11 protein-coding genes and 2 pseudogenes are annotated in these 13,507 nt (G+C 59.7%); 6 read left to right on the top strand and 7 right to left on the bottom strand.

Annotated features, from left to right (window positions below; translation table 11 throughout):
* Window positions 1-136: 136 nt before the first annotated feature.
* Genes AC1DNK_RS28390 through AC1DNK_RS28400 form a run of 3 tightly spaced genes read right to left on the bottom strand, consistent with a single transcriptional unit; the run spans window position 137 to window position 2,709 of the window.
* Window positions 137-1,165: a DUF2955 domain-containing protein gene (locus tag AC1DNK_RS28390; protein WP_477944449.1), complete on the bottom strand. Its 1,029-nt coding sequence runs from the start codon at window positions 1,163-1,165 to the stop codon at window positions 137-139.
* Window positions 1,155-2,264, bottom strand: a complete 1,110-nt coding sequence (locus AC1DNK_RS28395; RefSeq protein WP_477944451.1) for an HlyD family secretion protein — start codon at window positions 2,262-2,264, stop codon at window positions 1,155-1,157. The genes AC1DNK_RS28390 and AC1DNK_RS28395 overlap by 11 nt, the downstream gene beginning before the upstream one ends.
* A gap of 46 nt (window positions 2,265-2,310) precedes the next feature.
* Window positions 2,311-2,709 carry a hypothetical protein gene (locus AC1DNK_RS28400; RefSeq protein WP_477944453.1) on the bottom strand — a complete coding sequence of 133 codons (399 nt, stop codon included), beginning with the start codon at window positions 2,707-2,709 and terminating at the stop codon, window positions 2,311-2,313.
* A 284-nt stretch (window positions 2,710-2,993) separates the two neighbouring features.
* On the opposite strand from AC1DNK_RS28400, the gene AC1DNK_RS28405 reads away from it, so the two are divergent.
* From AC1DNK_RS28405 to AC1DNK_RS28425, 5 genes are all read left to right on the top strand, one after another.
* Window positions 2,994-4,250, top strand: a complete 1,257-nt coding sequence (locus AC1DNK_RS28405; protein ID WP_477944471.1) for an alpha/beta hydrolase — start codon at window positions 2,994-2,996, stop codon at window positions 4,248-4,250.
* A gap of 39 nt (window positions 4,251-4,289) precedes the next feature.
* Window positions 4,290-6,464: a mechanosensitive ion channel family protein gene (locus AC1DNK_RS28410; protein WP_477944455.1), complete on the top strand. Its 2,175-nt coding sequence runs from the start codon at window positions 4,290-4,292 to the stop codon at window positions 6,462-6,464.
* Between the two features lie 39 nt (window positions 6,465-6,503).
* Window positions 6,504-6,935, top strand: a complete 432-nt coding sequence (locus AC1DNK_RS28415; RefSeq protein WP_477944457.1) for a hypothetical protein — start codon at window positions 6,504-6,506, stop codon at window positions 6,933-6,935.
* Between the two features lie 72 nt (window positions 6,936-7,007).
* Window positions 7,008-7,655, top strand: a complete 648-nt coding sequence (locus tag AC1DNK_RS28420; protein ID WP_477944459.1) for a MarC family protein — start codon at window positions 7,008-7,010, stop codon at window positions 7,653-7,655.
* A 114-nt stretch (window positions 7,656-7,769) separates the two neighbouring features.
* Window positions 7,770-9,539 carry an adenylate cyclase gene (locus tag AC1DNK_RS28425; RefSeq protein WP_477944461.1) on the top strand — a complete coding sequence of 590 codons (1,770 nt, stop codon included), beginning with the start codon at window positions 7,770-7,772 and terminating at the stop codon, window positions 9,537-9,539.
* An 87-nt stretch (window positions 9,540-9,626) separates the two neighbouring features.
* Here the strand turns inward: AC1DNK_RS28425 and AC1DNK_RS28430 are convergent.
* The 4 genes and pseudogenes from AC1DNK_RS28430 to AC1DNK_RS28445 form a co-directional block, all read right to left on the bottom strand.
* Window positions 9,627-10,079 (bottom strand): annotated as a pseudogene (locus AC1DNK_RS28430) (ATP-dependent DNA ligase); the annotation flags it as partial.
* 44 nt (window positions 10,080-10,123) lie between these two features.
* A pseudogene (locus AC1DNK_RS28435) lies at window positions 10,124-10,820 on the bottom strand (IS6 family transposase).
* Window positions 10,821-11,655: 835 nt separating this feature from the next.
* Complete coding sequence (locus AC1DNK_RS28440; protein ID WP_477944463.1) at window positions 11,656-12,123, bottom strand: pyridoxamine 5'-phosphate oxidase family protein; 468 nt, start codon at window positions 12,121-12,123, stop codon at window positions 11,656-11,658.
* 727 nt (window positions 12,124-12,850) lie between these two features.
* Window positions 12,851-13,171, bottom strand: coding sequence for a DUF6894 family protein (locus AC1DNK_RS28445; RefSeq protein WP_477944473.1), 321 nt, complete (start codon window positions 13,169-13,171; stop codon window positions 12,851-12,853).
* Window positions 13,172-13,373: 202 nt separating this feature from the next.
* Between AC1DNK_RS28445 and AC1DNK_RS28450 the strand changes: the two genes are divergently transcribed.
* The coding region (locus AC1DNK_RS28450; protein WP_477944475.1) for a transposase at window positions 13,374-13,507 on the top strand (134 nt) is incomplete at its 3' end.

Consider the following 13,507-nt stretch of genomic DNA (forward strand, 5'->3'; position numbering starts at 1 on the left):
AGTTGGAGAAGAAGGGATCCGATTGTGCCTAGTAACGTCGCAAAAGTCCTCGCCCCGCCTGTCGCTCCAGGCGACGGGAGATGACGAGACGAAGCATATCAGCGATACGCCGACGCTGAGCGCGCGTGTGACCATCTCATGGCACCGCTTCCTTCCGGAGTGCAGGGTGTGGCCACAGGATTGCTGCAGAGAGCAGAGCGTAGACCAGCGCCTCCCCGACATACACGATCCGGGTGGCGAAGGATTCAGCGGCACTTCCCGGAATCGGCGATACGCCCAGCCCGAAGAGGATGAGGAAAATGGTGAGGGCGCCGGCGAAAAGTGGAGCATCCTTCGCGCGACCAGACGCACGACCGCCCAGAATCAAGACGACGATAAGGACTATAAGGAAGATGGATAGCAGATTGGGACGCAGGCTGAGGAGGGTGTAGGCGATCGACGCGAGAACGCCCCCGAAGAGATTGACGACGACGAGTCCGACTGCCGTTCGGCTGCTTGCCGCGATGTCGAGCTGCCCGAGAAGCGACGCCACGGTGATTGGGATCACTGCCGCCGCCGTCAGGTTGTCGCTCGTCAGACAGGCCACCACGGCAATAAGAAGAATGATCGTGTTCGCCAGTGCCCGGCGGAGAGACGGTGGCCGGACGAGCGGCGGACCGGCATCGGCGTCCACTCCATCGGGTTCGGGAAAGATCGCGTGGGCAAGCCACATGAGGATCGTCCCTGACAGGACCCCTGTGACGAGAATGGACAGAATGGAACCGGCAAGCTCCTTGTTCAAAATGCCGAGCAGCGGAACGATGATTGCCACGACCAGCACTAGGAAGACTGCCGCACCGCCCTTCCCTGCTGACTGAGCCAGGAAGCAGGAGAAATAGGTAAGCCCGAGCAGCAGCAGAAACGGCGCGGGCCGATCACCGAGCACGCTTGTCACCGCCATCATCGCGAGCCCGGCGACAAGGATGACAGCCGCAGCGCCAACCGTCTTGCCAAAGGGTAGCGGACGCGAGCTCGCCAGCAGAAACTGTGCAGCGAACAACGGGCCCAGAAACGACACAACGGCGCCGGAATAGACCGCGAAGGTGAATCCAACTGACACCGCAAACGCGACGCGTAGTCCCTTCCGTTTGGACTGATCGGCCCCGGCGTTCAGATCAGTTGACATAGGTCAGAACCGACATTGTGCGGATCCAGAAAGATCCCCATGCATTCGTCACGGGATTGTCGCCGGTGTAGATGACCACCGTCGCTTGCGAGCCATATCTCACGCCGCCTTTCGGCCGGGCCTCTTCTGCGATGTTCAGTCGAACGGGAAAACGTTGCGCTTCCTTGACCCAGCCACTGTCGCTCCTGATCGTCGGCAACCCCGTGCTCGGATCGACTCCTCCCCCCTGGGATACGCCGTAACCGACGCTCTCGACGGTTGCCGCGTACAATTTACCAGGAAGCGCGTCGAACAGGATCTCGGCCGGGTTACCGACCGCCACCTTCTCAAGGCTGTTCTCCTTGAATGCGGCGCTGATCCAGATGGTCCCGACGTCGATGAATGTCATTTCCGGTTGTCCAGCGGCAACAACCTTGCCGACCGTGAGCTGGAGGTTGGTAACGACGCCCGCGGCTGGAGCCTTCACAGTCGTGTGCACGAGGTCGAGCCTGGCCTTTTCGAGACCGGCGAGCGCCGTGCGAAGCTGAGGGTTGTCGTTTCCGGCCGGACCGAGCTGTTCTCTTGCCTTGGCGAGGTCGGCCTGCGCGCCCGAGACGGATGCTTCTGCCTGATCGTAGGCAGACTTGGCCGTATCGAAGCGCGCTTTGGAAAAGACGCCGCGCTTCACGAGCTCGGACGCCCGAGCGTACTGGTCTCGAAGGTTGTCGCGGTCAGCCTGGATCTGTACCAGCTTGGCTTGCGCGGCGTCCACGGCGGCGGTCGAAGCGCCGATAGATTGTCCGACGCTGGCGAGTGCCGCTTCGGCCTCGGCAACAGCGAGTTCATATCGTTCCGGATCGATCCGAAAGAGAACCTGGTCGGCCTCTACCCGAGAGTTGTCGGCGACGCCCACTTCAACGACCCGTCCGGTGACCTCCGGCGCGATCCCAACGACGTAGGCCTGAACCTGAGCTTGCGCTGTCGAGGGCGTGCGCCGCTCCATAAAGACGGAGAGCACGAACAAGACCGCCGCGATGAGGACGACGACGAGGGCCACATTGCGTAACGGGCTAGGTGGAGCAGGAGGATTCACGGGCTGGGTCACGATTTCGGGTTCCACGGTATTCTTCTTTCTAAAACGCGTTACGAGAGGGCTACGATAGTCGTTAGCTGATGGGCCGGAGGGACGGCGGGTGAAGAGAAAACGTCTTCCCGTCGAGCGCTTCCTCGACCTCCTTTGCAAGCCAAGCGATCAATTCCTCATACTCCTCGCAACGGCCATTACGGGCGGGATCTGTCGAGGATTGCCAATGGGACAATTCCCTCTTAGCTTCGGTGAGGTCTGCGCATATTTCGCGGAAGGTCTCGTCCCGCGAGGCGAGCTCGTCTATCGCCTTGGCCCGAAGCGGGAACAACAGCCTCACGGCCGCCACGCTTTCATCCATCGTCGACTCCATTCCGCAGTGCATGAGATCATCTCGATCGGGCGTGCCGGTCGGCAATTCTTCAGCGAGCATGTTCGTGGAAGACGAGTGGTTCGTGCAGTATGTTACTGTATCATACATGCTCCGGGACGCCTTGCCGGGCTCGCCAATTGTTCGATCTGGCTGAAATCCGCCCGCTTTCAAGACGCAAACGAAAGCCCCGTATCATTTGAACCAGCCACGTTTCTGCGGCCGCCAATGGCAAAAACTGGGATGTAACTTACCCGATGTTACACGTAACCAACTTGGTGTTCGGCTAGCTTCTGGGCGACCAGGATCCTCGCTTCGTACAAAGCCCGAGAGCCGGTCTGGGCCGAAGCTGCGGGGCATTGGAATTGAACAGAACGAACACAGCCGTTGACCGCATTCGCGCGATTATTCTTGTTGTTGCGTCGGTAGCTGTCACATCATGCGGCGGCCATCCCAAGAACGTGCTCATTCCAGTCGCCGACACTTCGCCGCAATCGACGAAGGTCGACATGCTGGTGACAACGACAAGGAGCCGCTCCACAATCCGGGGCGAAATGTTCTCGGGCGAACGCGCCCTTATTCCGGCTTTTGCCGACATCACAGTTTCCATTCCACCCGCCAGCGTGCGGAAAGTCGGGGAAGTCGCCTGGCCCAAACGGCTGCCATCCAACCCTTCGACGGACTTCGCCACACTCAAGGCCGACGAAATCACGCGCGACGATGCCCGCAAATGGCTCAGCGCTTCGGTCAGGAAGAGCCGCGACGGAAGCGTCCTGGTGTTCATCCACGGCTTCAACAACCGCTTCGAAGACTCAGTCTATCGATTTGCCCAGATCGTACAGGACTCCGGAGTCCACAGCGCACCGGTGCTCGTCACCTGGCCGTCGCGCGGCAGTCTGCTCGCCTACGGCTACGACAGGGAAAGCACGAACTACACGCGCAATGCGTTGGAGACACTTTTCCAATATCTCGCCAAAGATCCGGAGGTGAAGGAGGTTTCCATCCTTGCACACTCGATGGGGAATTGGCTGGCACTGGAAGCGCTGCGGCAGATGGCGATCCGCAACGGCCGCCTTCCCGCCAAGTTCGAGAACGTGATGCTCGCCTCCCCGGACGTCGATGTCGACGTCTTCCGCCAGCAGATCGTCGACATGGGCAAGCAGCACCCGAAGTTCACGTTATTCGTCTCGCGGGACGACCGCGCACTCGCAGTCTCGCGCCGGGTTTGGGGCGACGTCGCAAGGCTCGGCGCGATCGATCCGGAACAGGCGCCTTTCAAGAAGGAACTTGCCGACAGTCAGATCACGGTGATCGATCTCACCAAGGTCAAGGCGGGAGACAGTCTGAACCACGGCAAGTTTGCAGAGTCTCCAGAAGTCGTTCGCCTCATCGGCGCGCGGATTTCCGATGGGCAGACGCTGACCGACAGCAATGTCGGCCTCGGCGACACAATCCTTGCGGCGACAACCAACACGGCCGCCGCGGCCGGCAGCGCCGCCGGACTGATCCTCGCCGCTCCGGTCGCGATCGTCGACCCCAACACCAGGGATAACTACGCCGCTGAAGTAGAGGGCTTCACTGGGGCTTCCGGCCCGAAGGCGAAGACGACCTGCGGGAGCGACGACCCCTCACCCACGACGTGCAGACGATAGCCGCCCGGCCGCCCGTGTTCAAAAAAATCAGGATGTAAGATGCGCGTTTTTTCGAAGCAGTCGCCGGTAAGGACCATCATTCAGGTCGTGACGCTCCTTGGGGTCATGTCGTGGTGTGTGGTGCCGGTGGCGGCGCAGGTTGCCTCGCCAACCCCCTCCCAGACGACGGTGCCCCCGGAAAGCGTCAGACAATTCGCCGAGCTTCTCAATAAGCCAGAGGTTCAGTCCTGGCTGCGCGAACAGGTGAACTTGCCTGCTCTTGCCGCGCCTGCTTTGGTCGAACAAGCGGGCGATAACGCCTCCTTTGCCGAGGCGACGATGCGCCTTCGCGGACACGTGGCCGGCCTTCTCGCCGGGGCGCGAACGTTTCCATCGGAGGCCGTGCGCGGCGCCGCCCTTCTTGAGCGGGACGTCGAAACGAATGGCGGGACGCGACCAATCTTCCTGGTGATCGCCTTCGTCGCAGCCGGACTGGTGACACAATGGCTCTTCCGGTGGATCACGACCGGATGGCGTGCGTGGATGGCGCGAGCCTCTGTCTTGACAGCTCGCGAGCGGATCGTCACCGTCGTCTCCAATTTGATCTGGGCGGCCGGCTACGTTCTGTCCTTCGGGCTAGGAAGCATCGGCTTCTTCCTCCTTTTCCAATGGCCACCCATCATCAGGGAAGTTGTCGTCGGCTACCTGTTCGCCGTCGTCGTCTTTCGCCTGGCAAGTGCTCTGTTCGACGTGTTGCTTGCACCGGACCGGATGGTACAAAACCAGTTCCGCCTGGTTCCTGTTTCAGACGACGCCGCCCGCTTCTGGACGCAACGCCTGAGCTATGCCGCTGGCTGGTATGCCTTCGGCTGGGTGACCATCCGTCTGCTTGGTACCCTCGGCTTTTCCCTACCCTCCCAACAGCTCGTTGCCTACGCGCTCGGGCTCATCCTGCTCGTCATTGCCATCGAAGCCGTCTGGCGGCGTCCGGTGGTGGCCGACCCGATCGATCAGCCACGCCATGTCGGCGTTCGCGCCCGACACTGGTTGTGGACCGCTTACTTCATCGGCGTCTGGCTACTGTGGGTGGTCGGGGCGATGAAGCTTTTCTGGGTAGCGCTTGTCTGCGCTGCACTTCCAGGAGCGGTCGCCCTCACTAAGGCCTCGGTGAACAATCTCTTGCGCTCATCCGATCACGTTGAAGACGGTCACAAGCGAGGCACTGTCATATCCGTGGTGGTCGAGCGCGGCATCCGGGCGGCGCTCATTGTCGGAGCAATCCTGCTGCTCGCCGAAGTGCTGGAGGTTCGTCTGACCGCGATGACGATGCAGGATAGCCCTGCCTTGCGCCTCGTGCGTGGCGCTTTGAGCGCCGGTATCATTCTGCTGGTCGTGGACCTTGCATGGAATGTCGTGAAAGTGCTGATCGACCGGAGGCTCGGCGACACCGAGGCAGCGCTGGAATTCGGTAGCGAACGGGAGCGGCGCCGTACCCGCTTAAGAACCTTGCTACCGATCCTGCGCAACTTCGTCATGATCCTGCTTGCCGTCGTCGCCGTCATGATGGCGCTGTCTGCCCTTGGCGTGGAGATCGGGCCATTGATCGCCGGTGCGGGCGTCGTTGGCGTGGCGATCGGCTTCGGCGCCCAGACGGTGGTCAAGGACATCATCAGCGGAATGTTCTACCTGCTCGACGACGCCTTCAGGGTTGGCGAATACATCCAGAGCGGCAGCTACAAGGGAACGGTCGAGTCGTTTAGCTTGAGATCGGTGAAGCTCAGGCACCAGCGTGGTGCAGTCTATATCGTGCCCTTCAGTGAACTTGGGGCAGTCCAGAACATGAGCCGCGACTGGGCGATCGAGAAGATGACGATCACCGTCACCTACGACGCCGACATCGAGAAGGCCCGCAAGATCATCAAGAAGATCGGGCTTGAGCTGTTCGAGGATCCCGAGTTCAAGCCGATCACGATCGAGCCCTTGAAGATGCAGGGGATCGACAGCCTGGGTGATTCCGGACTTCTCCTGCGGATGAAGGTGATGACGCTTCCCGGCCAGCAATTCACGCTGAAGCGCCGTGCGCTGCGGATGATCCATCAGGCTTTCAACGATAACGGAATCAGGATCGCCGTGCCGACCGTACAGGTTTCCGGCGGGAAGGACGACGGTGCCGCCGCTGCCGCCCAGCAGGCACTGTCGACGCACAATGCGGCGATCGCTGCGGGAACTCAGTGAGTTTGTGCCAGACGAATGAAGAGAACCGGAGGAACTGAAATGAGAATGTTTACAATTCTAAGTCACATGATCGCGGCCCTGGCCGCGATCATGTTGGTCTTTGCACCCGTGTTGGTGCCGTCCACCGCCGAAGCGCGCCGCGGCGTCGCGGCATGTGGTCCGAGAGGCTGCGCTGCGGCAGCGTGCGGTCCTCGTGGATGTGCGGCGGCCGGGCGGACAAGACCGGCATACCGTCCTGCCCAGCGCCCCGCCGTGCGGCCGGCATATCGCCCGGCCCGGCGAGGGGTCGTCGTCGTCGCCCCCCGCCGTTACTGGCGTCCGGGAGCGGCCATTGCCGCCGGCGCTGCTATCGGCTTCGTCGCTGGTGCCGCCGCCGTATCGCTGGCAGGCACCCCACCACAGCCCGGCCAGTGCTGGTACTACACCTCTCCTGCCAAGACGACGGGCTTCTGGGACGTCTGCCCCCGCTGAGGGTGTCCGCCCATACTGCCCTTCCCGCGGAGCTGGGAAGGATTCTGAGATCATCAAAAAACAGAGGGCACCATGGACTTCACCATTATCGATGCGACGCTCGTCGGCAAACTCTTGCTTCTACTTCTGATCGGCATGGGGCCGAAAATCGCCCTGGTGCCGTTTCTCGAGAAGACCCATGCGTTTAACACGGAAACCAAGATCCGCATAGGACGCCAGATGGTTCTGACGGCGCTGGTCACGGCCTTGATCCTGTTCGCCACGGGCGCACTGCTGATGCGTCTGCTGCATATCACGGGTGGTGCCGTGGCCGTGGCTGGAGGCATTATCCTTGCCCTGATCGCCATCAAGATGGCATCGGGCCCGACGGAAAAGCCGCACGGGGAACTGGAGGCACCTGTTGACCCGGACAAGCTCGCCGTGTTTCCGTTGGCGGTTCCCTACCTGCTCAATCCAGTTGGCATCACGGTCATCATTCTCGCTTCGGGCGAAGTGGTGTCGATCGCCAGCGCGGCGCTGGTTACCGGATTGATCCTCATCGTCGGCGCGTTCGACTATCTGGTGTTCACGAATATAGACAAGCTTGCCAAGCGGATGAGACCGGCAAGCATGGTGGTGTCGGAGGTCGTATTCGGGATCCTGCTCACTGCCGTGGCGATCCAGTTGATCGTCAGCGGGCTCGGCAATCTTGGAATCATCACGCCGCCGGCCGCCCATTGACGGACATGGACGAGAACACGTTCGGGGTGTAGGTTCTCTGCCAACGCAACGTTGACATGGCAGCTCCAGGGTAAGAGCGGGTGCACCATTCTGACAGCGTTGATGGAGGGGTCTATGACAACATCGACGCGAGGTGACGTTCCGTGTGCCGACGACATTCTGGCGCAGCTTGAACGCGTCACGGCCAGCCCGGAGTTCCCTGGAGGCAGCCGGGCGGCGACGTTCCTGCGCTATGTCGTCGGAGAGACGCTCGCTGGGAGAAGCGGCCGGATAAAAGGCTACTCGATCGCCATCGAAGTGTTCGGTCGCGACGATAAGTTCACTCAGGAAGATCCCGTCGTCCGCATGGAGGCGGGGCGTCTGCGTCGGTTGCTCGAGCGCTACTATCTCGTGAGCGGAAAGAACGATCCTGTCAGGATCGACGTGCCGAAGGGTGGCTACGTCCCGGCCTTCTCTTGGAACACCGAAGCCTCGGGCGTGATCGAGATAGCACAGGCGGCCGTTCTCCCATTGGCTTCGAGCGCGCCATGGTGGCGCACCAGACGAACAGCGTTTGCTTTGGTCGCAGCCGGATTGGCAGTCTTCGGGGCGGTTGCCACCGGGGGTCTCACCCTTCGTTCCCGAGCCCCATTGGAAGGCGACCCCTTCCCGGACCGCCCTTCCCTCGTCGTCGCCCCTTTCGCAAACCTCGGCGATGGACCTACCGCTCAGCTCTACACGGTCGGGCTCACGGAAGAACTGCTGACGGCGCTACCGCGATTCAAGGAGATCAAGGTGTTTGGTCGCGAGACATCGAAGTCCCTTGCGCCCGACGTGGACCCATCTACCGTCCGCGACGAACTCGGCGCCCGATATATCCTGGCAGGCGGCGTCCGCGCTTCTGGCAGCCGGTTGCGTGTCACCGCCCGTCTCATCGATACGACTAACGACGAGATCGTCTGGTCGCAGGATTACGATAACGACGTCGGCTCCAGCGACCTTTTTGCCATCCTGTCTGACGTCGCAAGAAGGGTGGCTACAACGATCGCCCAGCCCTATGGAATAATGGCCCAGGTCGAGGCGTCCAGCCCACCACCGAATGATCTAGGGAGCTACGAATGCACCCTCCGCTTTTACAATTATCGTGCCGAACTGAGCGCCGAGGCGCATGCTGCCGTCCGAGAATGCCTGGAGAGTGCAGTGGCACGCCATCCGACCTACGCTACCGCATGGGCGATGCTATCGATTATCTATCTTGATGAGGACCGATTTAGGTTTAATCCTCAGCCAAGGCAAGATGGTCCGCTGCAACGCGCCCTCCGGGCGGCAAAGCGTTCGACACAGCTCGACCCGGGCAATACCCGCGGCCTTCAAGCGCTGATGATGGCACTGTACTTCGACAGGCGGCCAGACGAAGCAATTCGGGCGGGAGAGCAAGCCCTGGCAACAAACTCGAACGACACTGAACTTATGGGTGAGTTCGGCACGCGGCTTGCGTTAAGCGGGCAGTGGCAACGGGGAGCCGATATGCTCGATCAAGCCATAAGGCTTAATCCGGGAGGCGGCGGATTTTATCACGGCACGCGCGCCCTTGCTGCGTACATGCTTCACGACAACAAAACCGCTCTAAGGGAAATTGAACTGGCGGATATGCAAAAATTTCCGCTCTATCACGCCGTTGCGGCAGTCATATACGGTGAGGTCGGCAGAATGGATGATGCCAATCGCGCGAGGATTGAGTTCGTTCGCATGCGACCAGACTTTCCGGCGCGCATTGTTGAGGAATTATCGATGCGGAATGTTCAGCCCAGCGACGCAGCGCGCCTCACAGCTGGGCTGCGGCGGGTGGGCATGCAGATCCCGCAAGATATAACGGGTGACACTGGTTTCGTGGTTTCTCGCTGACTATCGGGTTGGTGGAGCGATACATCCCCGGCCCAGGGTTATGCTGCAGTGTGCATCATGCCAAATGGTAAACGCTATTTGACCAGCGCGGTGCTTGGCGATGATGCCTTCCAGTCCAAGCGACCGGGCGTTTTTCAGGATTTCGGCGCCGTCACCCAGCACCTCCTCGGAAAGTTGGATCGCACCAACCGCACCATCGAGCAGATCTGTCAGCAGATGCCGGCGGACCCAAAGTTCGATCTTAGTCAGATCGTCCCTGTCGAAATACAAAAGATCGAAGGCAAAAAGGACGGATTCCGTCGAAGCCCGTTTGCCGCCGCGCCCGCCGAGCGAGCGCTGCAACGCTCCGAAGTCGGACCGGCCCTGGGCATTGAGAACGACGGCTTCCCCATCCAGGATGGCGGTCCCGACCCCGAGCTGTTTGGCAGCTGCCGCAATCGTCGGAAACCGATGCGTCCAGTCGTGACCGCCACGGGTGATGATGCGGACGCCCTTCGGCTCGATATGGATGGCGAGCCGATAGCCGTCCCATTGGTACTGTAAAGTTAGCGGCTACGGAAGAAAGTGCTGCCCTCCGTTGTGGCCTATGCGGCCTGTAGGCGTGCGATTTCATTCCACATCTGCATGGCTGCTGTTCTCAGTTCACGGTGATGGTTGGATGGAATATCGTGGCGGGGAATGTAAAAGAGATTGGCGACCGGATCATGCATAGACGCGAAGCGCTGGAGATGTCGGGGCGACTTGAAGCCCTTCATAATTTGCTCTCGCCGCCGCGTCGGTTGATGGGAATTCTCCGCCCGGTTATTCAGGCCTTTGTGGGATCGATGTTCAACGCCAGGCATGATGTCGCGCTTTTGCCGCGCCGTAAGATCGCAGCTTGTCGGTGATCATCACGCGAGGTGATCGTCCCTGTGCTTTCAAAAGCTTTCGCATCAGGCGTTTGGCGGCGTTGGTATTGCGGCGGCTCTGAACCAGCACATCGAGGACGAAGCCATAGCCAATGCTTCTTGCCGCCAATGGAAATCACGACCTCATCAAGGTGCCATTTGTCGCCAAGCCGACCGGCGGAACGCCTACGGATTTCGCCAGCAAAGTGCTGACCAAATTTCTCGACCCAAAGGCGCACGGTCTGGTGCGAACTGTGATCCCCCGCGCTGCCAGCAGATCCTCGACCATCCGCAAACTGAGCGGGAAACGGAGATAGAGCCACACGGCGTGGGCAATCACTTCAGCCGGGAACCGGTGGCGACGATAAAGGCGATCACGAGCGACTTGGGTCATGCTGAAACATCGCACAGCCCGATCCCCGAGATGTTAAGTTTACGGTGCCGGGGTGGGCCTTTCGTTCGCCCCAGGACAGGGCGGCGGGGGGACTCAAGCGGTCGCCGTGGCCTAAAGTGATTAGCAGTGGAACGTTGCGCTTCGGCTTGAACCAGCGCATAACGATGGTCATCGAGGCCAACCTTTCACGGGCGGCTCCGACTGGAAGTGACCCAGCTTCCGCCCCAACCTGAAAGGACGAGCCATGTTTGGTTACGTCCGAACCCGCCACCGAAAGCCCCAAGGAATGTCAATCGTCGAAGGAAACTTCGACGGCTCGCTTCCTAAGAGGAATCACGGCCCACGAACTCTGTCTAGCCTTCACTTCCTGATGTACGGGGAAGGAATCGGGAGCGACAGAGATCTCCTCAAAATTGCGCGAGCCAACTGAAGACGCGACGTTAGGCCTGACCTGACGACAATCACTTTCGACCGCGTCGAAAGCAGCGTGAGTTCTGAGTACGGCTCACGCTGCAGTACCTCTCTAGCTGGTAATAGGGAAAAGAGGCTATGTGTCCCACAGGCGAAGAACAGCAAATACTGAGGCTTATACTGAAGAGGGCAGATTACGCGACGTCGGCAATACAAGCCGCCGATGGTGATGCGCATCTCGCGGAAGTCACTATAATCCGTCGAATTGAAGCGGCAACGATCCCAACTGTGAATTATCCAGCCTCCAAAAGCCAACGATCGAAACCTGATTCTGCTGCTCTTTCCGCTTGGGAGAGCGAGGGAGGCTCGGTGCGGTTTCCGAAGCGAAAATCTAATGCGGAGCGCACGGTCTAAGTCACGTTGTTCAACTCAGCTTGTACGAAGGCATCGTGCTCGACTTGCGTCCCGACACCAGATCGATGGAAAGGCTAAAGAAGATCGGCCCGCCGCTGTCTGCATCTCTGCCGGAGCTCAGTTCGAATGTTCCCGGCTCCCACCAGAATGGGCGCTTCTCCAACAACGACCATGCATGGATCCGTTCGCTGCGCCGCTCGCGAGTGTCCGCCAGTTCGTCGAAGCGGCCCTGAACCAGCACACTTTTCCACATTCTGTCCTTCTCCATCTCTTCGACCTGAAGGCAGGCATAGGGGACTGTTCGAAGGTGGTCGACCTTTTGTCCGGGCATCGAGAACAGGAAGACTTTTCGCGAGTCATACGCGTAGTGGACCGGAACGACATACGGATACTTATTACCCATGCTCCCGAGATGGCCAAACGTGTGGTTTGCCAGGAACTCGATGCACGTGTCGTCGCTCATTTCCGTCAGTTCCATCTTAGCATCCGCCTTTGCTGAGGTACTGCTAACGTCACGACTCGAAGCCCAGCGCAGCTTCGATCCTTTTCACGCGATCGGTGATAAGGCGCCTGCGCTCGTAAAGCCGCATCAGCAGTTCATTGTCCAAGTCCAACGGCTTCCCGCTGCCATGCAAACTCCTGACAACCATTTCCTGGATAGCTACCCGGTCATCGACCTTCGCTGATTTTCCTAGAGCAAAGATGAGGTCTTTTCGGTGGTACCGTGCTCGCTTCATGCGCTTTGCTACCAATCATTTTATGATGCGCCAGCCCAGAGATCCGATTGGTCGCGCTAACCAAATCAGCGCGGCCCCGCACTTCTACAGAGCCAAAGGCTCAATCTTGGTCACGGAACGATGGCGATATCCGTGAAAGGCTGAGATCCAGCCATCTGCCGTAAAGACAAATGTCGCCGCGTCCAATCTGATCGCCCTTGATTCCCAGTTGTCGAATTCGAGCTTTAGGCGGTCAAGATCGTAGGACGAAAAGCTGCCGTTGTGATCCAATCGCTCAGGAAGGGACATAACCTTTTTCCCCTTGTTTGGGGCGAGAGGGCCGCGCTCTCAATCGGCAGCGCCCGTTCAATGGCTGCCGAGAATTTCACCGTGCTCTTATTGATAAACAATGGCAAATCAATTCGTTGAAACTCTCCGAGCCTGCAGTTGATCGCGTGACTTCCTTTGCGACGTGGATGGTGGCTGCCCTTAGTCTTTATCACCGGTGCCGGAGCTTCCGAAAAGCTTGGCAATGACTGCATCGACCTGAAGCACTGCGAGGTCGCGGTTGTCCGCGCATATCTTGATGCCGATTATTTTCCACCTGTTAGCAGCCCTGAGGGATTGTGTAAGCAGCTCGTGAAGGCACTCTTCTGCCTCGGCGCGGGCGTCCTCGAAGGAGTCGAATTCGCCACCTTCTTTGTCCTCGACGGTGTGGTCACATGCAAAACGTGGAAATGGTACCGCACAGCCACCACTCCTCGCGAGAGAGAACAGGAGATCACGGATGGGGCACGGGCTCCTGGCGATCGATGCCTGGGTTCAAAATGGTTTGAGGCATGAGTCGCTTACGAACACAAAGGTGCGGTCTATGTTCCTCAGTCTCGTAAAGAAATGTCCGGTAACAGACATTTGGCAATCAACGCTCAGAGCTGGCTCGGGAAATCTGCACAGCGGGGATAAGTGGAAATTCTGCCTGACTTCGGCTTAGATGCCGGGAACAGGAGATACCATGACGAGACGACCGCGCCGGAACCATAGCCCGGCTTTCAAGGCAAAAGTGGCGCTCGCCGCCATTCGAGGCGAGCAGACGCTGGTGGAACTGTCCCAGCAGTTTGACGTGCACGCCAACCAGATCAAGCAGTG

It is taken from the genome of Rhizobium sp. 01N424, assembly GCF_056399485.1.

Bases quoted from the DNA above. Each gene is read 5' to 3' on its own strand.
- AC1DNK_RS28390 (WP_477944449.1), bottom strand. From the start codon at position 1,165: ATGTCAACTGATCTGAACGCCGGGGCCGATCAGTCCAAACGGAAGGGA.
- AC1DNK_RS28400 (WP_477944453.1), bottom strand. From the start codon at position 2,709: ATGTATGATACAGTAACATACTGCACGAACCACTCGTCTTCCACGAAC.
- AC1DNK_RS28410 (WP_477944455.1), top strand. From the start codon at position 4,290: ATGCGCGTTTTTTCGAAGCAGTCGCCGGTAAGGACCATCATTCAGGTC.
- AC1DNK_RS28415 (WP_477944457.1), top strand. From the start codon at position 6,504: ATGAGAATGTTTACAATTCTAAGTCACATGATCGCGGCCCTGGCCGCG.
- AC1DNK_RS28420 (WP_477944459.1), top strand. From the start codon at position 7,008: ATGGACTTCACCATTATCGATGCGACGCTCGTCGGCAAACTCTTGCTT.
- AC1DNK_RS28425 (WP_477944461.1), top strand. From the start codon at position 7,770: ATGACAACATCGACGCGAGGTGACGTTCCGTGTGCCGACGACATTCTG.
- AC1DNK_RS28440 (WP_477944463.1), bottom strand. From the start codon at position 12,123: ATGGAACTGACGGAAATGAGCGACGACACGTGCATCGAGTTCCTGGCA.